General features: G+C 58.9%; 20 protein-coding genes. 6 read left to right on the plus strand and 14 right to left on the minus strand.

Features of this window, described 5'->3' with window-relative positions; translation table 11 throughout:
• Nucleotides 1-130 precede the first annotated feature (130 nt).
• The gene (locus ACTJK5_RS09430; protein ID WP_113178500.1) at nucleotides 131-427 is read right to left on the minus strand and encodes a DUF1127 domain-containing protein; all 297 of its coding nucleotides are present in this window, start codon (nucleotides 425-427) and stop codon (nucleotides 131-133) included.
• A gap of 196 nt (nucleotides 428-623) precedes the next feature.
• On the opposite strand from ACTJK5_RS09430, the gene ACTJK5_RS09435 reads away from it, so the two are divergent.
• Nucleotides 624-1,574 (plus strand): LysR substrate-binding domain-containing protein, encoded by a 951-nt coding sequence (locus ACTJK5_RS09435; RefSeq protein WP_062426017.1) that lies wholly within the window; start codon nucleotides 624-626, stop codon nucleotides 1,572-1,574.
• 73 nt (nucleotides 1,575-1,647) lie between these two features.
• A complete protein-coding gene (locus ACTJK5_RS09440; protein ID WP_113178504.1) occupies nucleotides 1,648-2,535 on the plus strand; it encodes a hydrogen peroxide-inducible genes activator in 888 nt (295 codons plus the stop codon).
• Between the two features lie 11 nt (nucleotides 2,536-2,546).
• Here the strand turns inward: ACTJK5_RS09440 and ACTJK5_RS09445 are convergent, their stop codons facing one another.
• The 3 genes from ACTJK5_RS09445 to ACTJK5_RS09455 form a co-directional block, all read right to left on the minus strand.
• A complete protein-coding gene (locus ACTJK5_RS09445; protein WP_113178865.1) occupies nucleotides 2,547-2,948 on the minus strand; it encodes an MAPEG family protein in 402 nt (133 codons plus the stop codon).
• A 111-nt stretch (nucleotides 2,949-3,059) separates the two neighbouring features.
• On the minus strand, nucleotides 3,060-4,565 hold the full coding sequence (guaB, locus tag ACTJK5_RS09450; protein ID WP_113178506.1) for an IMP dehydrogenase: 1,506 nt from the start codon (nucleotides 4,563-4,565) through the stop codon (nucleotides 3,060-3,062).
• A gap of 217 nt (nucleotides 4,566-4,782) precedes the next feature.
• The gene (locus ACTJK5_RS09455) at nucleotides 4,783-5,781 is read right to left on the minus strand and encodes an MBL fold metallo-hydrolase (protein ID WP_440612250.1); all 999 of its coding nucleotides are present in this window, start codon (nucleotides 5,779-5,781) and stop codon (nucleotides 4,783-4,785) included.
• Nucleotides 5,782-5,973: 192 nt separating this feature from the next.
• Here ACTJK5_RS09455 and ACTJK5_RS09460 point away from each other — a divergent pair, with 192 nt between their 5' ends.
• A complete protein-coding gene (locus tag ACTJK5_RS09460) occupies nucleotides 5,974-7,371 on the plus strand; it encodes an MDR family MFS transporter (RefSeq protein WP_440612251.1) in 1,398 nt (465 codons plus the stop codon).
• Between the two features lie 15 nt (nucleotides 7,372-7,386).
• Here the strand turns inward: ACTJK5_RS09460 and ACTJK5_RS09465 are convergent, their stop codons facing one another.
• From ACTJK5_RS09465 to ACTJK5_RS09490, 6 genes are all read right to left on the minus strand, one after another.
• The gene (locus ACTJK5_RS09465) at nucleotides 7,387-8,109 is read right to left on the minus strand and encodes an RlmE family RNA methyltransferase (RefSeq protein ID WP_111848237.1); all 723 of its coding nucleotides are present in this window, start codon (nucleotides 8,107-8,109) and stop codon (nucleotides 7,387-7,389) included.
• A gap of 1 nt (nucleotide 8,110) precedes the next feature.
• On the minus strand, nucleotides 8,111-9,658 hold the full coding sequence (locus tag ACTJK5_RS09470) for a Ppx/GppA phosphatase family protein (protein WP_440612252.1): 1,548 nt from the start codon (nucleotides 9,656-9,658) through the stop codon (nucleotides 8,111-8,113).
• A 272-nt stretch (nucleotides 9,659-9,930) separates the two neighbouring features.
• On the minus strand, nucleotides 9,931-10,257 hold the full coding sequence (locus ACTJK5_RS09475; RefSeq protein WP_440612253.1) for a hypothetical protein: 327 nt from the start codon (nucleotides 10,255-10,257) through the stop codon (nucleotides 9,931-9,933).
• A gap of 9 nt (nucleotides 10,258-10,266) precedes the next feature.
• Nucleotides 10,267-10,602, minus strand: coding sequence for a hypothetical protein (locus ACTJK5_RS09480; protein WP_440612254.1), 336 nt, complete (start codon nucleotides 10,600-10,602; stop codon nucleotides 10,267-10,269).
• 231 nt (nucleotides 10,603-10,833) lie between these two features.
• The gene (locus ACTJK5_RS09485) at nucleotides 10,834-11,703 is read right to left on the minus strand and encodes a restriction endonuclease (RefSeq protein ID WP_440612255.1); all 870 of its coding nucleotides are present in this window, start codon (nucleotides 11,701-11,703) and stop codon (nucleotides 10,834-10,836) included.
• Nucleotides 11,700-12,803, minus strand: coding sequence for a hypothetical protein (locus tag ACTJK5_RS09490; protein WP_440612256.1), 1,104 nt, complete (start codon nucleotides 12,801-12,803; stop codon nucleotides 11,700-11,702). Before ACTJK5_RS09490 ends, ACTJK5_RS09485 begins: the two co-directional genes overlap by 4 nt.
• A 591-nt stretch (nucleotides 12,804-13,394) precedes the next feature.
• On the opposite strand from ACTJK5_RS09490, the gene ACTJK5_RS09495 reads away from it, so the two are divergent.
• The 3 genes from ACTJK5_RS09495 (at nucleotide 13,395) to ACTJK5_RS09505 (ending at nucleotide 15,822) form a co-directional block, all read left to right on the plus strand.
• Complete coding sequence (locus ACTJK5_RS09495; protein WP_440612257.1) at nucleotides 13,395-14,918, plus strand: hypothetical protein; 1,524 nt, start codon at nucleotides 13,395-13,397, stop codon at nucleotides 14,916-14,918.
• Nucleotides 14,919-15,116: 198 nt separating this feature from the next.
• Complete coding sequence (locus ACTJK5_RS09500; protein WP_440612258.1) at nucleotides 15,117-15,296, plus strand: hypothetical protein; 180 nt, start codon at nucleotides 15,117-15,119, stop codon at nucleotides 15,294-15,296.
• A 70-nt stretch (nucleotides 15,297-15,366) separates the two neighbouring features.
• Nucleotides 15,367-15,822, plus strand: a complete 456-nt coding sequence (locus tag ACTJK5_RS09505) for a hypothetical protein (RefSeq protein WP_440612259.1) — start codon at nucleotides 15,367-15,369, stop codon at nucleotides 15,820-15,822.
• A 35-nt stretch (nucleotides 15,823-15,857) separates the two neighbouring features.
• Here the strand turns inward: ACTJK5_RS09505 and ACTJK5_RS09510 are convergent, their stop codons facing one another.
• Genes ACTJK5_RS09510 through ACTJK5_RS09525 form a run of 4 tightly spaced genes read right to left on the minus strand, consistent with a single transcriptional unit; the run spans nucleotide 15,858 to nucleotide 17,876 of the window.
• A complete protein-coding gene (locus ACTJK5_RS09510) occupies nucleotides 15,858-16,373 on the minus strand; it encodes a hypothetical protein (protein WP_440612260.1) in 516 nt (171 codons plus the stop codon).
• Entirely contained in the window at nucleotides 16,370-16,846 is a 477-nt protein-coding gene (locus ACTJK5_RS09515; protein WP_440612261.1) for a hypothetical protein, read from the minus strand. Before ACTJK5_RS09515 ends, ACTJK5_RS09510 begins: the two co-directional genes overlap by 4 nt.
• Complete coding sequence (locus tag ACTJK5_RS09520) at nucleotides 16,843-17,334, minus strand: hypothetical protein (protein ID WP_440612262.1); 492 nt, start codon at nucleotides 17,332-17,334, stop codon at nucleotides 16,843-16,845. The genes ACTJK5_RS09515 and ACTJK5_RS09520 overlap by 4 nt, the downstream gene beginning before the upstream one ends.
• Nucleotides 17,331-17,876 (minus strand): hypothetical protein, encoded by a 546-nt coding sequence (locus tag ACTJK5_RS09525; protein WP_440612263.1) that lies wholly within the window; start codon nucleotides 17,874-17,876, stop codon nucleotides 17,331-17,333. The genes ACTJK5_RS09520 and ACTJK5_RS09525 overlap by 4 nt, the downstream gene beginning before the upstream one ends.
• Between the last annotated feature and the right edge of the window lie 97 nt (nucleotides 17,877-17,973).

The following is a 17,973-nucleotide window of genomic DNA, read 5'->3' on the forward strand; positions in this document are numbered from 1 at the left end:
CAGCCCGGCCTTATAGTCTGAACGCAAAAAAGCCCGGTGCGGCTTGAGCCTGACACCGGGCAAAGGCAGGGCTATTGGCAATCACCCTGCGGGGAAACTTGACGCTGGGTCTAAACCCGGCGTTTGGAAATCAGCGGCTGCGAATGCGCGTGAAGCGGGAGCTCGCACGCATCTTGGCGGCGCGCGCCAACTGCAGGGTTGGATCGTCGAGCAGGCCGATCTCAAGCGCTTTCGTCACATCGCTGCGCACCAGTCCGATATCGGCCAGCTGTTGATCGGTCATCTCCGTCAGCTTGTTCACGGCCAGACGGTTCATGATGGAACGCGCGAGTTTCGCCACACGATTGACAGCCATGGTCCAGCGCGTCTCGAGCGAGATGGCGGGGGCTATAATCTGCAATTCCATTTTCCGTTCTGCCGTGCGCATGACACTGTCCTTCCTTGGAGGCACGTGAAGATATCGCTTCGCGCTTTCGCACGAAGAGTGGTGAGGTTGAGGCCGCAGCGGGTTAGCGTCGGCGGGTTGATCGGATGTCTTGAGCGTCAAAATGTCGCAAGACTATTGATCAGTCCAACGAATGTTTCTAATGTCAGATATCAATTGCTCTTATGGATGATCCATCATGTCCGCTCCGCTCGATATCGATCAGCTTCACACTTTCATCGCCATCGTCGATACGGGCAGCTTTACCAAGGCGGCCGACCGGGTGTTCAAAACGCAGTCGGCGGTCTCCATGCAGATGCGCAGGCTGGAAGAGCGGCTCGGCAAGCAGCTTTTTGCCAAGGACGGACGAGGCAACAGGCTGACCGCTGAAGGCGAGAAGCTGATGCACTACGCCCGCCGGATCATTCGCCTCAACAACGAGGCGGTCGCAGCCTTCGACGACAACCGACTGGAAGGCACGCTTCGCATCGGCACGCCGGACGATTATGCCGACCGCTACATGCCAGAGATCATCGGGCGCTTTGCCAAGACCCATCCCAATGTCGAGCTCTATATCGTCTGCGAGCCGTCGATCAGCCTTGCCGAAAAGATGGCACGCGGCGAACTCGATATTGCGCTCGTGACGCACAACCCACGGACGCGCGTGTCGGATATCGTCCGCACCGAGCCACTCTGCTGGGTCACCTCGGCAAACCATCCACTGCGTGACGATGCGCCCGTGCCGCTTGCCGTCGGGCGACGCGACTGCCACTGGCGGCAGCTTGCCTGCTCCGCTCTCGATGCCGACGGGCGCGACTATCAGGTCCTTTTCACCAGCTGGTCTTCGACCGTGATCGCCGCTGCGGTTCTTGCCGGAATGGCCGTGTCGGTTCTCCCGGAATCGACGCTTCGGACCGGCATGCGGGTGCTCACCTCAGCCGATGGCTTTCCGCCTCTGCCGCCGGTACAGATCGGGCTGATGAAGCGTCCGGGCCTGTCGCCCTCGCTGGTCAATGCCATCACCGATCATATTACCGCCTGCCTCGATAACATCACACTGGGCCCTGTCCCGGAGGATATGGACTCGCGGGTGAAAATGCTGCCCGGCATGCAGAAGCTAAAAGCCAACTATATCGCGCCGGGCTGGTAATTTCGCTATGCCCGTCCTCGTTCAATAGTTTGATCTTTCCGTGAGAAGCGGCGGGTGATAGGAAAAACCTATCATGCTCACACTTCGACAGATGCGATATTTCGACGCCTTGGCGCGCACCCTGCACTTCGGCAAGGCTGCGGCCGAAGCACATATCAGCCAGCCGGCGCTTTCCGTGCAAATCATGGATATGGAAGAGCATCTCGGCGTCAAGCTGGTGGAACGCAGCCGCGGTGACATCACCATCACGCCGAAGGGCGAGGAGGTGCTGCAGCATGTGCGGGCCATTCTTCTGGAGGTGGAGCGGCTGGAAGACGCCGCGCGCAAGACCTCAGGCGCGCTGGAAGGGCTGGTGCGGATCGGGATCATTCCAACAATCGCGCCCTATCTCGTTCCGAAACTTGTGCCGCATCTGCGCGCCCATCACGCTCTTGTCGAGATCGAACTGAAGGAGACCGTCACCGACCGTCTTCTCTCGGATCTCGCGGCACGCAAGCTGGATGCGGTAATTGCTGCCATCCCAGTGGTCGGCGAAGGATTGGAGACGTGCCACCTTTTCACCGATCGCTTCTTCATGGCGACCGCAAAGAGCGACGACAAGGTGCTGGTCTCTCCCGTCAATGAAGGCCAGGTTGACATGGACCGGCTGCTCCTTCTTGAGGAAGGCCACTGCCTTCGCGATCAGGCCCTGGCGGTCTGCGATGCGGCGGGAAAGCGCAGCCTTGTCAATTACGGCGCAACCTCGATGGCGACGCTGCTGCAGATGGTGTCCCACGATATGGGAATGACGCTGATCCCGGAGATTGCCATTCCGACCGAGACGATGCGCAATAATCTTCGCATCGTTCCTTTTGCCGATCCGGCCCCTGCACGAGAGATCGGTCTCGTCTGGCGCATGGCCAGCGGCCGTAAAGGCGACATCGCCGCCCTTGCGGACGCCATCCGGCAGTGCATCCGTTAAGAACTGACGTCCTATTCCAGCGCGAGCCAGATGAAGAGCCAGCCCCACATCAAGACGAGAGCGACAAACCCGGCAATGAAGGCCGGACCGCGGTAGCGCAGACGGTTGCTGGTGACGTGAATGTAGGAATGGAAGACCCGCGACAGAACGAAAATCCAGCCGAGCACGACGGTGACGATATTGTCCGCATCGGTGATGTAGAGCAGCAGACATGCCGCGTGGAAGAGCATCGGCAGTTCGAACTGGTTAGCGATGTTCCTGTTGACCAGCTTGCTTTCGGGCGCTTCTTCGCCAGCATCGCGGAAGCGGCGTACCGCATCGCCATCGACAAAGGTGAATTTCTTACGGCGATACGCCAGCAGACCATAGAGCCAGAAGACGAGAAAGGCATGGGCAATCATTGGCCAGAACATTGCGCTCGTCGTGGACATGCGGCGTTTCTCCTTCTTACAAAAAGACGCTCCCCGAACCGGATTCGGGGAGCGTGAAATCATCTTTATCGTCTATTCGCAGGAAACGGAATATCAAACAGCGCCGGGATAGTTCGGGCTCTCGCGGGTAATCGTCACGTCGTGGGCGTGGCTTTCACGCAGGCCTGCACCTGAGATGCGCACGAACGTCGCGCGTTCCTGGAAGTCCTTGATCGTTCCACCGCCGACGTAACCCATGGCCGCCTTCAGACCGCCGGCAAGCTGATGCAACACGCCGGAGACCGGGCCCTTGTAAGGAACCTGTCCTTCGATGCCTTCCGGGACGAGCTTCAGCGTATCGCGCACTTCCGCCTGGAAGTAACGGTCTGCCGAGCCGCGGGCCATGGCGCCAACCGAGCCCATGCCACGATAGGCCTTGAAGGAGCGGCCCTGATAGAGGAACACTTCGCCTGGGCTTTCATCCGTACCGGCCAGCAGCGAGCCGATCATCACGGCGGATGCGCCAGCCGCAATTGCCTTTGCCAAGTCACCGGAGAACTTGATGCCGCCATCGGCAATGACGGGGATATCCGCCGCCTGCGCCGCTTCGACAGCGGACATGATGGCAGCAAGCTGCGGAACGCCGACGCCTGCGACGATGCGCGTGGTGCAGATCGAGCCCGGACCGATACCGACCTTGACGGCATCCGCACCCGCATCGATCAGTGCCTTGGTGCCTGCCGACGTCGCGACGTTACCGGCAATGACGCGAACCGAGTTCGACATCTTCTTGACGTGGCTCACCGCATCGAGAACGCGCTGCGAATGACCATGCGCGGTATCGACGACCAGAACGTCAACACCCACCGCAATCAGACGCTCGGCGCGCTCGATGGCATCGTCGCCCACGCTGATCGCGGCAGCGGCACGCAGGCGGCCCTGCGCATCCTTCGTGGCGTTCGGGTTCAGCTGCGACTTCTCAATGTCCTTCACGGTGATGAGGCCGACGCAGTTGCCCTTGCTATCAACGACCAGCAGCTTCTCGATGCGGTGCTTATGCAGAAGATGGCGGGCTTCCTGCTGATCGACGCTGCTTTCCTTGACGGTGACGAGGTTTTCACGCGTCATCAGCTCATAGATTTTCTGGCCCGGATCGGAGGCAAAACGCACGTCGCGGTTGGTCAGAATGCCGACGAGACGGCCAACCTTATGTCCGCCGCTGCCACCGTTTTCGACAACCGGAATACCGGAAATGCCATGGGCCTTCATCAACGACTGGGCTTCGGCCAGTGTCGCATCCGGGCCAATCGTGACCGGGTTGACGACCATGCCGCTTTCGAACTTCTTGACCTGGCGAACCTCTTCGGCCTGCTCGACCGGCGTCAGGTTGCGGTGAATGACGCCGATGCCGCCGGCCTGCGCCATGGCAATTGCCAGACGGCTTTCGGTCACGGTGTCCATTGCCGAAGAGAGAATGGGAAGGTTGAGCTCGATATCGTGCGCGATACGTGTCGCGATGTTCGTCTGGCCGGGCATGACTTCAGAATGCCCCGGTTGGAGGAGCACGTCGTCGAACGTCAGCGCGTCGAGACCAGTGGGAGTTTCAATGATGCGTGCCATGGCCAAATTCCTTCATTATGAAATGCATGGCCGATCCGGAACGAATGTTCACCCCGGCGGTCCTGCAAAGGATTGCTTGGAAGTTGGCGAGGGCTGGTAACACGGTTATGACGGGAAGGAAATAGAAAAAACCCTGAAAGCTGTGCAATGCACCATAGAGCGACAAGCCGCGATGGTGTCGCCGCGGCTCGAAATGCTTCCGACTATCGATTAAGCGTCAGATATCGAACTGGTAGGACTTCGGCACGAACCTGTATCCGGTATCGAGTTTTTCCGCGTAACCGACAGATGGGAAAGGCATGTGGTAGCCGAGGAAGGCGACACGATCTGTGGCCACCATGTCGAAAACCTTCTTGCGCGTCGCGGCAGCCGCCGCCTTGTCCATATCGAAGCGCACCTCCCACTCCGGGCGCTGCAGCGACAGCACGAAGTGGTTTGCGGTATCGGCCGTCAGGATCAGCCGCTTGCCGCTGGACTCTACATTGAAGATCATATGGCCCGGAGAGTGACCGAAGGCGGCAATCGCATTGATGCCAGGCACGACGTCAGCACCATCCCCGATGAAGGTCGCCTTTTCCGCCAATGGCTTCACATTGGCGAGCACCGCCTTATGACCATTTTCGGCAGGCGTGCCGACACGCTTTTCGTCGGTCCAGAAGTCGTATTCTTTCTGGCCGAAGACGTAGCGTGCCTTCGGGAAGGCTGGCTTGCCCTTCTCCATCAGGCCGCCAATATGGTCGCCGTGCATATGGGTCAGAACCACAACAGTCACGTCGTCCGGCGTATAACCGGCTGCGGCCAATCCTTCGAGAAGCCGCCCGTTGCCGGATTCACGGCCTTGTTCGCCAAAGCCGGTGTCGAACAACACGAGGTCGGAGCCTGTATTGATCAAGGCAGGCGAGAAGCTGTTGACGAATTGATCTGTCGGCAAAAAGTTCTTCTGCAGAAGCTCGCCGACGGCTTCCGGACTTTGGTTCGTTCCAAAGGTTTCACCGGGCTTGCCGGAAGGACGCGCACCGTCCTTCACCACAAGCACCTCAAAGTCTCCAAGCTTGAAACGATTGGTTTCGGGCGGCATTGCGTGGTTGATCTCCATGGACGTTTGGGGCTGGGTTGTCTGGGCACTTGCTACGCCGCTGAGCACGAAGGGGGCCACTGCTCCGGCGCCTGCGGTGCCGAGCAGCACGCGCCGGCTGATGTTCATCCTGTCCGTCATGACTATCTCCACTTGTTGGGGTACCAAGGGGCTTAACGAGCATCTGCGGCATTCGGTTCATTAGCAGTTCCTCACAGCGTCGTGAGGAGTAACCCCGCCCTTTTCTTGCCAAATGTTTAGTTGGCAAGTCATCGATGCGGGAGTAGTAAGTGGTCCGAACTTTGTCGATGCGGGGTGGGCCGCAGTCAAGCCATGAACAGAATCATTCCGCTTATCCTCGCCGTCGCCCTTTTCATGGAGCAGATGGACTCGACCGTAATCGCCACGGCTTTGCCGGCGATCGCCAGGGATCTGAATGTCGGCCCGATTACGCTGAAGCTCGCGCTGACCGCCTATATGGTGTCGCTTGCCATCTTCATTCCGATCAGCGGCTGGATGGCGGACAAGTTCGGCGCGAAGAAGATTTTCCGCTTTGCCATCGCGGTCTTCGTCATCGGCTCCATCTGCTGTGCGGTGTCCGGCTCTGTTGTGGAATTCGTCGTCTCGCGCTTCCTGCAGGGTGTGGGCGGCGCGATGATGACGCCTGTCGGGCGCCTCGTCCTGTTGCGCACCACCAAGCGTACCGATCTCGTTTCAGCCATGGCGTTGCTGACCATTCCGGCGCTTGTCGGACCGCTGACCGGTCCCCCCATCGGCGGCTTTATCACCACCTATTTTTCCTGGCACTGGATCTTCCTGATCAACGTCCCGATCGGCGTGATCGGCATCTGGCTTTCGACGATCTATCTTCCGGAGATCGAAACCACCAATCCACCGCCGATGGACTTTCTCGGCTTCATCCTGTCCGGCCTTGCCGCATCCGGCGTGGTCTTCGGCTTTTCGGTGGTCAGCCTGCCCGCTCTACCCCCCTTCGTCGGCATTGCAGCGATTGTCATCGGCTTCATCTGCGGCGCGCTTTACGTCCGCCACGCCAAAATCCACCCGGCGCCGATCCTGGATTTCAAGATTTTCCGCAATGCCACATTCCGCACCGCCTCTATCAGCGGAACGGTCTTTCGCATCTCGACAGGCGCCATTCCCTTCCTGATGCCATTGATGTTGCAGATCGGCTTTGGCCTCAACCCGTTTCAGTCGGGCATGATTACCTTTGCGGGGGCGATCGGCGCCATCACCACCAAGTTCATGGCGCGCCGTGTCTTTGCCGCGACCGGCTTCAAAGCGACTTTGATCAGTGCTGGCGTGGTCGGTGCCTGCACGACGGTCGTGAATAGTTTCTTCACGCCGCAGACGCCCTATTCGCTGATCATGATCTGCCTGGTGGTCGCCGGCTTTGCCCGCTCGTTCTTCTTCACCGGCACGAATGCGCTCAGCTACTCCGACATCGATGACCATCAGGCGAGCCAGGCCACATCCATGGCCTCCGTGCTGCAGCAGATCAGCCTGGCGCTTGGCGTCGCCTTCGCAGCGACAATTCTGGAAGTCAGCAGCTACTTTTCCGGCGGCCATCTCCAGCTTGCCGATTTCCATCTCGCCTTCGTGGTGGTGGCGCTGGTCTCGCTGTTTGCCACACTGCCGCTGATTGCGATGGACAGGAGCGCTGGCGCTGAGGTTTCCGGCCATAGAGGCAAGGCCACACAGCCGGCTGAGTAATCCTATTCGGGGGTTCTATTCGTCGGGCGCTTCAGCCGGGGCTGCCTTGCGGCCCTTGAAGTGCTTGGCGAGCAGGAACATTTCCACCGATTCAGAGCGCGACGAGGCGGGCTTGATATGAAGGACCTGCTTGAAGTTCTGCTTCAGCATGTCGAGCAACTGCTTCTCCGTGCCGCCCTGGAAGGTCTTGGCAAGGAAATGCCCGCCTTCTGCCAGAACCTGAACGGCGAAATCGGCCGCGACTTCGCACAGATGCATCGTGCGAATGTGGTCGGTCTTCTGGTGGCCGGTTGTGGGTGCCGCCATGTCGGACAGAACAAGATCGGGCGTACCGCCAACAGCTTCCATCAGAAGATCAGGCGCGTTTGGATCGAGGAAGTCGAGCTGCAGGATTTTTACACCGGGAATCGGATCGAGTTCGAGGAAGTCGATCGCCGCGACGCGGATATCGTCTTCGGTCGAATCCGTCACCTTCGCGGCAATCTGCGACCAGCTGCCGGGAGCGGCACCCAGGTCGATGATGCGGTGCGCGTCTTTGAGGATCTGATGCTTGTCGTTGATTTCCAGAAGCTTGAAGGCCGCACGGGCGCGGTAGCCTTCCAGCTTGGCGCGCTGCACATAGGGGTCGTTGATATGCCGCTCCAGCCAACGGCGGGACGATGCCTTCAGCTTCGTCTTCTTCACCTTCTGGCCGATCTTGCGTCCGGTGCGGTTGGTGCTCGTGGGCGCCTTGCTCATATCAACCCTTCCGCTCTGTTTTGCCCTGCGTCTGGGCACGGCGTATCTTGTTGCGGCGCCATGCGCCATCATCTGCCATCATATCGGTCAACAGGCCTTCACGCAGCCCACGATCTGCCACGCGCATGCGCCGTGCAGGCCAGCGCCTGCGGATCGCTTCCAGAATGGCGCAACCGGCAAGAACCAGGTCCGCACGATCCGGCCCGATGCAGGCATTGGCGGCGCGTCCGGCAAAATCCCAGGCGAGCAACTTGGTCTGCATGGCCGTGACCTCGGCATCCGACAGCCATAGCCCATCGACCTTGCGGCGATCATAGCGCGGCAGATCGAGGTGGACACCGGCAAGCGTCGTCACCGTGCCGGAGGTGCCGATCAGATGAAAATCATCGAGTGTGGACTGGTCAGACAGTGGCGGACAGTGGAACGCATCGAGCAGGCCTTCGACTTCCGTCACCATGGCCTCGAAAATCGCTGGCGTCACATCGCGACCGCCGTGGCGCTCCGAGAGCGTCACCACGCCGACAGGAAGCGAGGTCCAATGGGTGATGTGGTTGGCAAGCCGGTTTGAGCGGTTTTCATTCAGCCGAATGACCGCGATTTCCGATGAGCCGCCGCCGATATCGAAGAGGACGACGGAGCGAGCTTCGCGTCCGACAAGCGATGAACAACCGGAGACAGCAAGGCGCGCTTCCGTCTCACGGCTGATGATTTCAAGATCAAGGCCGGTCTCACGCGTCACACGGGCAAGAAATTCTTCGCCGTTGGCAGCCGCGCGGCAGGCCTCGGTCGCGATCAGCCGCATGCGGCGAATGGGCCGTCCCGCAAGCTTTGCCGCGCAGACCTTCAGCGCTTCGACAGCACGATCCATCGCATCATCCGATAGTCGCCCGGTCGACACAAGGCCCTCGCCAAGGCGCACGATCCGAGAGAAGGCATCCACCACGCGGAATTGGCCCGGTCGCGTCGGCTGCGCTATCAGAAGGCGGCAATTATTTGTACCAAGGTCGAGCGCCGCATACATATCGGAACTGGGCTCGAAGGCCTCCCGACCGGCGCCGTGCCGCGAATGTGCAAAGCCTGCGGGCTCCACGACAACCGCTGCACCATTGGCTCCTTGGCCATTTTGCTTGGCCGCAGGCCGCGGCGCATGGCTTGGGACCAGTGGCCTGCCCTGCGGGTCGCGGTGCGGACGCTTGCGATTGCGCGTTTTTCTTTTACTGGATGGTTGCTGCTCAGGGCGCGCCGATTGGTCCGGCTTCTGACCTTCAGCCACAATGCCTGGAGGCGTTTTCTGAGCGCCCTGCCCGCCGGAACGCCTGCGGCGTTTGCGCTTGCGCGGCTCTGCTCCAGGCTCGATACCGCCTGGGGGTGGAGGCTCCTGACGGGAGTCGGCAACAAGCAGTTGCGGCAAAGCAGAAGCGGAACGGTTTTTGCCGCCTCGCTTGCCCTTGCCACGACGGGAACGCTTCGCCTTCCCTTTTTCTGCCACCGACGCCCCTGGTTCCGACGGCTTTACGCCGTTGCCGGGGTCAATCACTGTTTTTTCCATTCCGCCGCGCAAAGGCCTAAAGGCATGCCGCTGGCGTCTATAAGGTTACGTTGGCGTGACCTTACCAGTATGTGACATTCTAGCCAACCGATTTTTGGCCGCGCGAAAAATCGCGCCCGTCGTTTCGCGTTACGGATAAACAGTTCGCAGGTGTAAGGTCAATAGACATGGACATGCCATTATTTTTCGTTGGTGTGCCGGAGGACTGATCTCAGATCGGCACCATATTGCTTCCGCAGCCATGCAACCGTCCTCCGCTCCCAATCCCTTACTTACGCCGCCTTTTTTGGATCGGCGCGGACCTCCTCGACCGTAAATAGATCCGAGGCGACGACCGTGTGCAGGGTCTTTTGTTTGGAATCGAGTTTCCGAAGCTTGCCACGCGCACCAGGCGTCATTGCCGACGCTGCGGCAGCATCGTGCATCTGACAGACCTCGTCGATGCCGAGGCCGTAGATCACTGTGGGGGGCTTGGGATCGGCGACGTGGACGGACGCCATGGGTTTGCGGGACGCCTCGTCGAAGATAAACTCCGTGGACCTGCCCTTAGCGTCAGGCTTACGCGACCACGATTCTAGGTGGATAAACTGATAGGCCATGACTGTACCTCATCGCTTCAAAGGCTCGATCATGCAGTGAGAGATTTCGCCGTCGCACTCCATGAGCCCGAAGCGCGGGTCATGGGCCTTCTCCTCCATCGCGGCGAGCCAGTCGGCGCGGCTCACGCCGTCGGGAACGATATAGCTGAATGACCCATCGCGGGAGACGCTGAAAATGCCCGCAACGATGTCCAGAAACGCGCCCGTTGACATATCCGCCAGTGCAGGAGATGACGCGCCCGAGTGTTCCGTGAAGCCATATGAGCGCAATTGAGCAAAGAACTGCGTCGGCTTGCGGATGATCGTCAACGACGCGGGAGCGCCGTCATCAAGGCGGACAAGCATGAAGTAAATTGGAGGCCGTGGCACACTGAGCACTCAAATTAATGACTCAGCATGGACCTAGATATCACCGGCGGAAAGAGAAAGTTTGAGTGTAGTGACCGACTACAGTCATTCGCGGGGCTCATGACATCGGCTTGCCAAGAAGAGCTTTTCGATTGCAGAAATGTCGCTGGTTACCCAAGGGGCAAGGCACATCACCGCCCCGGTTCACCTCTTTAGCTGATAAGATTTTCACTCCAGCCAAGCATTAAACACATCCGTGTCGAACACCTTTGTGTCCTTCTTCGCCACTATACCAACACCACGATCAGCCAAGAAGATTGCCAGCTGCCACCCTGAGAATGCGATAAGACCTGCTCGTTCGGCCAAGTGCCGAGCTCCTTTGGTGAAAGACCCCGTAGAAAATAATAACGCTAGGACAGGGGAAAAAGGTCGAAGTTTTACGTTGTTCAGAAGATCAAGGTTGTCTTTAGAAAATGTATAAGTGCGTGATAATGATAGTGCGCCGACTAACTCACGGACGGTCGCTGGCCCTATGGTAGTGGCGGGATAGTGCTTGGCTTGTCCGACAAGAATAACTCGTGTTTCATGCATGAGTTTCAAAATAGCGGGGTTTGCGCCAGCGATAGCGCCCACGCTGATGTCCCCATAGAAATCGATCCCCTGATCACCAGCATGGGGCGTAACCGTTGCGTTCGAGGCACCCATTTCACGGAGGATGTTTCTCCCAAACCGTTCGAACTGTGCGAAAGTCAGCGCCTTTATCGCACGATAGATTTCGTCAGCAAACACTCGATTAAACTTGGATTCCCTAATGTCGTCGGGATCATCTCCGAAGATAAACGATGAGCCAAAAACGATCTCGTCATCTAGCCCCCGTAAATGCAGTATCGATATCTCTCCAAGCTCATCACGCGAATCTCTTCTGGACTTAATCTCGGCCACCACCTTACGCCGGACAGTGTAGACGGTCTCGGCGGCGGCGGCGGCACTGATCCCGCTATCAAGTAGTTCCCGTTCAATCGCATCCCGAAGCTGCATTGGTGAACCCAGAAGACCGAAGCGAGCTTCCATCGCGGCGACGATTGCCTTTGGAGTCATTGCGGGAAAATCTTTTTGATCTTGTCCACCTGCGACATAAGCTCAGCCCATAGCTGCTTAGCGCGGTCATTCGCATCCATGTAGCCCAAGCCAGGCTTCTTCAACATTGACACTGCTGTCGCGAGAGAACGCTCAACGACTCCCTCATCGTCCTCTACGACATCAGCCTGTGCCGCCAATACCGCGTCATCGAAAGTCTTATCTGGATCGGCCAATACCTCCAGCGCGTAAGGCTTTGACACGATATCCTTAAGTTGGCGCACCTGCTGGTTCGCACTGGTTAGCTTTGGAGGGTGTCGCTCGCCATCTACCTCACGTGGGCTAAGCAACTCAAAAAACAGTTGTCGCGCGTCTTCATTCTCAGCTTTGTACGTATCGTTATCAAATTCGAGCCAGTCCCGAACTTTGGGCTGAGAGACCGCCTCGTGAAAGAAAACATAAAGCCGCGGCTCTGCAAACTCGGAAAACTCCTCGTCATCTTCCATTTGCTTCAGCGCTTTAGAGGCTCTGTAGCGTCGGGCAACTTCACGAGACGAGATACCGATCTTCTGCGCCACAGAACCCAACGTCGCACCTGGCTCTTCAAACATCTCTACAACAAGTTTAGCTTGTTGATAGGGCCCCCATTCTCTAATCCCCGCCACATGCCGGATCGCCATTAAGGTCCGCTGATAGGACCCGATTTCCTCCTCCGTGCCTTTGAGCAGAACAACTGAGATTTTCTCAATCGACTCTTTTACATTTTCAGCAAGGTCGGCGGCACCAGAACCGCTTTCCTCTATTAAAGATTTGAGCGCGGCAGTTCTACGATTACCTTCGATTACCAAGAATCGCTCTGTACCGTCGTCCCGGGTGTCATACGGGACAACCACTATCTGCTCGATTGGAATGAACCCGTTTGTTCTGATAGAGTCTTTTAAGGCACCCAAATCGAATGCTGTCGTCTCACGCAACAGCTTCATGGCTTGCGCCTGCACTCCGTCCTCTTGATACCGCGCCCGCTTTTTTACCTCATTGTAACCAACGAGGTCGTGGAACCGGTAGTTGTTCGGGTCAAGCAGCAACTGGGAGGGCTTGAGGTCTACCTTTTTATATTCCATACTGAATCAATCTCCAGAGCTCGCGGCATACGTGCACACAGATAAGAGCTGATTCGGCTTTAAGTCGAGCCCGAATGTGGGGTAGCCAGAATATTTGCTCTTGGAGTCCGCAATTTCCAGTCTGGCAAACGGACATTAAGGCAAACTCCCCTCGGAAACCGTCATGTACTATGTGGAGGAGACTGGACAGCTGATGTTCCAGGCATGTTCTCTAAAGGGGGGGGAACAGGTTCATCAAATATCGAAATTGCAAACAGGAAAAATCCCCTCTCCCGGTAAGTATGCGAATTCGCTGGACTTTCTGGGAGAAGGGAATGGTACGGTTGAGTGGGGTCGAACCACCGACCTCAGGTGCCACAAGACTGCCGTCTCACCGAGGCACCAAAATCGGGCCTCGCAAAACGAGTTGACAAGCTGAGATATCCCTAGGCATCATTTTCTTAACCTGCTGAATTTCCTAACCATTGTCAACAATTACGGGTGGTTCATTTCAGGGAGAGCTAATTTTAACCCTCGCCTCATCTACGTTTGTCCACCAAATTTGAACGGTATGGTTACGGTATGGCGGGCGCAGGGCGGTATGGAGACGGTATGACCACGGAACGCGTACTCATCGGCGAAAGCCACATCAAAGCGGCGGTAAAGATCGCCCAATCCGGGGAGGAACCGCCCGGCAAGATTCATATCTATTCCGACACTCGCACCCAAGGCCTGCGTTTGGTGGTGCAAAAGAACAAGGCGTCATGGGTCGTGAAGTACCGCGAGTGGTCGAAGGTCGTCGGGTACGCGTGGCCTGAGGACGAGCGGCCGCTGAAAGCTGCGTCAGCCGCCCGCGAACTGGTTCCCATCGTGAAAGGCCTTCTGGACGAAGACCCAGTCCAGCTCGAGCCATTTCTCGTCGCCCGCCACGCTGGGCGAGACAACAAGTCGGCCATTGCCGAGATGCGTCCCGTACTGACGACGTGGACGATCCGCGAATGCTTCGCCCATTTCATTGAAGCTCGGACGGCGGCGGGTGCAAAGAAGCCTATCGGGGGGAAGTATATCGAGGAACTGAATCGTACCCTCCATCGACCAGAACTTGCCAAGATCGTGGATGAACCGGCTACGCTGCTCAAGCGCGGCCAGCTCGAGAAGATCCGCGACGACGTCGAGAAGAGCAAGGGCGTGTCGCCGAGCCTAAAAGCATTGTCGAACGTGAAGAACGTCCTGACATACTGCTGCACTCACCAAAGCGGCAAGTCTGGCCTCGACCACCGAGATATGTGGTGGAACCTGGTGTCGTCCGATAAGCAAGTTAAAGCGCGCGACCGAAAACCGGAAATACTAGACATTGCCAAGACGCTCGTTCTCGCGGCCGAATATCTGCACAAGCCCCTCCCCGGCCGGCTAGACGGAAAGCGCGGCGTCCGGCCAAACGTGTTCGCAGCCTTCTTCTGGCTCGTTCTGACGTGTCAGCGAGCCGACGCAGGTCTATCCCTCCTTCGGGCGGACTTCTATCCCGACGAACGCGAAGAAGGCTGGTATCTGGCGGCTTGGGACGAAGGCGTTATGAAAGCGGGGAAGACACATGTACTCCCTATACCGCCCCGCGCGGCGCTTCACCTTCTCCCGCTTCTTGAGGCCGCCAAGAACTCGCAGTCGAAATGGGCGTTCGCATCGGAACGCGGGACGAAGGACAAAGACATTCATGTAAACAGGTCGGCACCTCTTGCTCTTATCGGTCGGCTGTCCGCGAAGAACACGAAGACCAAGGGTGGCAAAGAGGTTGCCGTAGATCTGTTTGCGGAAAACAACATCGCTTACTGGACACCGCATGATCTCCGGCGCGCGTTGACTGACGTGATGGATGCAGCAGGCATCCCCGGCGGTTCGAGCGCGATCTTGGCACACGAGATCAAACTGTCGGAGCGGCTCGGGCTGGACGCCATGTCGGACGCGCAGCGGACAGAATGGCAAGCACAGCGCGTTGCGAAGATCACACGCCTCGCCTACGGCAACCCGCAGCACCTGGGCTTGAAGAAGCGATCGATGAAAGCTTGGAGTGACGCGGTCCTCGACGCGCTGGAGGCCCTGCAGCCGCCTGAGGCGGTTGAACTGGAAGCCACAGCCTAATGGGCGGCCTATCCAGTACGAAAGGATTCGATCTTCTCGCTCACCGGTGTCACTCTCACTTGGACCGCAACTCGCCGATCAAAGCGCCGTCAGACGTTGGGTCGGCGATCTCCCCATCGCCCGGCAAACTCGGCTCGGCCGAGCGCGCATGCCTATTGCAAAGGGTCAGACTCCTTCGTGGGCTGTAAAGAAACTTTTGTGACGCCCGCACTCCTCGCGGACGCCATCTACACCTCCTCGCAGACACCGGATACGGTCGCGAATAGAGCGGAAACAATGTGCAGCGAGATGGAATCGGTCATCATGGTCGAGGTCGGGTGTGCCGTGTCGAACGCCTTCGAGAACCCATTTCCATACGACGTCCGGCGTTTCGGCTAGAGATGCGTCGAGGCCGTACTCGAGAGAAAAGCCTCGGACGACGTCGTGCACAAGATCGCCGTAGATGGCGATGTACGGGTCCTCAGCCTCTTCGCTAACACTCACGCTGCATCCTCCGGCCGAGCTGGAGCCAGCAGATGGTCGTCCGTGCCCACTCGGCAGCCGCGTCGACGTGAAGCAGCGGATACCATCTCCAATCGCGATCCACGCCGTGAAGCCAGAGCCTGCCCCCAACCTCCCATCGCGGCCCACCATCGCGCCAGACCAACTCGACGAAGTAAGGATGCAGAACGGCCTCGAGATCCTTCGCCCGCTTGTCGGGCCCCGTCCACCACCTACGATGCGGAGGCGGGAAGATTCGCCCGTTCGCTGCCCGCTCCAGCATGCGGCGCCCCGTCTCGAAAGACGCGCGATCGCCGGACTGGATGAGACGATATCCCAGCTTTCGGAGGACGACATCGTCCTCGTCGAGGAGGTCGTCGACCCGGATATCGTGGAGGACATCTCCGTGATCGCAGAGAACTGACGAAATGAGTTCGGCGGAAGTTGGTCGGGTTATTGTCATCGCGGCGGCTCCTCAGGCACCCAACCATCAAGCTCTGGGTCGTAGCGCTCCCATTCCTGCTTGCCGCCGGGGTTCGCCGAACGCCCGCGGTAGAGCGTGTCGTCTTCGACGGGAGCGGCGTAACCACGCGCACTGTCGGCATGCTCCTCGCACGCAGTGAGATACCAGCCATGCGGACGCTTGCGCAGCCTGCCGGGTCGGCCGCAGGTCTCGCAGACGTAACGGCTGCGGGCCTCTGCGGTGTCAACGATGTCGCGCCATCGCTGCTGTTCGTCCGCCGACAGGTCGTCCGGAGGCCAGATATAGAGCCGCAGGTCGCCCATCTTCTCTTTGATCTGGCGGACTTCATAACTGGTCCCGAAGGCGTCGAGTTCGGTGAGCGCGCGGTCGATCAACGCAAGCCAGCCGACCTCGCACGCGGCACCCGGCCGTTCTCCCTGCGGCGTCCGCGCGAGAGGGTGACGCTCGAACATCTCGCGGTACATTGATGAATGTTGATCGCGGTCGCTCATAACACGTCCTCCTGCGGCTGCCAGACCACGACGAGATCGTCAGCGGAGGCATCGTACTGCACGAAACCTCCGCGCGTGCTGCGCGTCATAGGCCCCGGCTGGATGACCCGCTCTCCGACGCCGTGCTCTTCGCACGCGCTCATCAGCTTGCTGCCGGACTTCCAGCCGAATGCCGGGCGACGGCCGCAGACGGAACAGGTGTGATAGCTCCGGAGGTCGAGGAGGATATCCTGCCGATCGAGGACGGCATGCCTCTCGGCAGTCATCGCACCGAGGCGCGACGTCCACATCCAATCAAGACCGCCGGCATGATCACCTGCGGTCACGACCTCGAAGCCGGTATCCGCCATCAACGGCGCGACGACCTGAAAGTACTGGTCAACGATGTCGAGCCAACCGACAGGGACGTCACGGAAATCTCCGTGATAGAGGACTTCCGGATAGCGGTCGTAAAGGTCTTCAGCGGTCGTCATGCGTTCCCCTGTTCGTCGACGCGAAGACGGTCGAGTAGGTGGTCGTATTTCCAGTGAACTCCGGCGATCTCATATCGACGCTCGCGCCGGACGAGTGGCCAGTCACGGCGTTCTGGCGGTAGGTGCCGGCGACAGAGGCAGTAAAGCCATGCGCCGCTGGGTTCCGGCGAATGGCGGATGTCGCCCGGCTCACCGCAGACTTCGCATGCGTAGCGCGAGCGCTCGACAGCGAGGACCTGCGCGTGACGGACGAAGGTTTCCTGCTCGTTGGTAAGTCCCTTCGCTTCGAGCCATACGCGAAGCGAGGCGTGTTTCTGCGACATCTCCGTGATCGAGACCGATCCGGCCGGCAGCTTTGCGAACAAGCCGCACATCTGCCCGACGACCCCGCGCCAACCCTTGCCGAAGTCGAAATAGCGGCAGCTCCCGAGGACAACCGGGAACACTTCTTTCAGGGTGTCGGAATCGATCTTCGGGATATTGATCATTCCATATCCTTCGTCAGGTCTTCGAATGTCATCGGCCCGAAACCCATGTCTGGCACATCAATCCCGACGTCACGGCTTCTGCCCTGATGGGCGATGGCACCATGGGAATGACCGTAGAAGTGGTAGCTGCCATAGTGCTGCGCGGGCCACGCACGGTGCGCGTAGTGCGAGAGCCAAACACGCGAGCCGTTGGGACCGTCCTTCGTCTCCATCGCCATGACGGGCGGGATATCCCACGGCAGCCGCGCGATGCCTTTCTTGACGGCCCCGCGGTTGTCGACATCATGGTTCCCGAGAACGAGGACCTTCCGGCCGCGCAGCGAATGGAAGACATGCCGCAGGTACTCGTCGTCTTTCGAAAACGCGAAGTCGCCGAGGATGAATAGAAGGTCGCCGGTCTCGACGCGCTCGTTCACCTTCTCGATGATCGCGGCGTCCATTTCTTCCGTGGTCGAGAACGGTCGCGTGACAGGCTGGGATCGGAGGATGGCGGCGTGACCGAAATGCGGGTCGGCCATGTAATGCTTGCGGACGAAAGGCATCGAAGGACTCCTTGAACAGACATGCGGATGCGGTGCCCGGCTGGGCGTCGTCGTCACGCTATGGCTATTCGGAGTACCTTCATCGTCGTCGTGTCCT

The sequence above is a fragment of the Agrobacterium sp. 22094 genome, from assembly GCF_052046015.1.
In the GTDB taxonomy this organism is placed as follows: domain Bacteria; phylum Pseudomonadota; class Alphaproteobacteria; order Rhizobiales; family Rhizobiaceae; genus Agrobacterium; species Agrobacterium cavarae.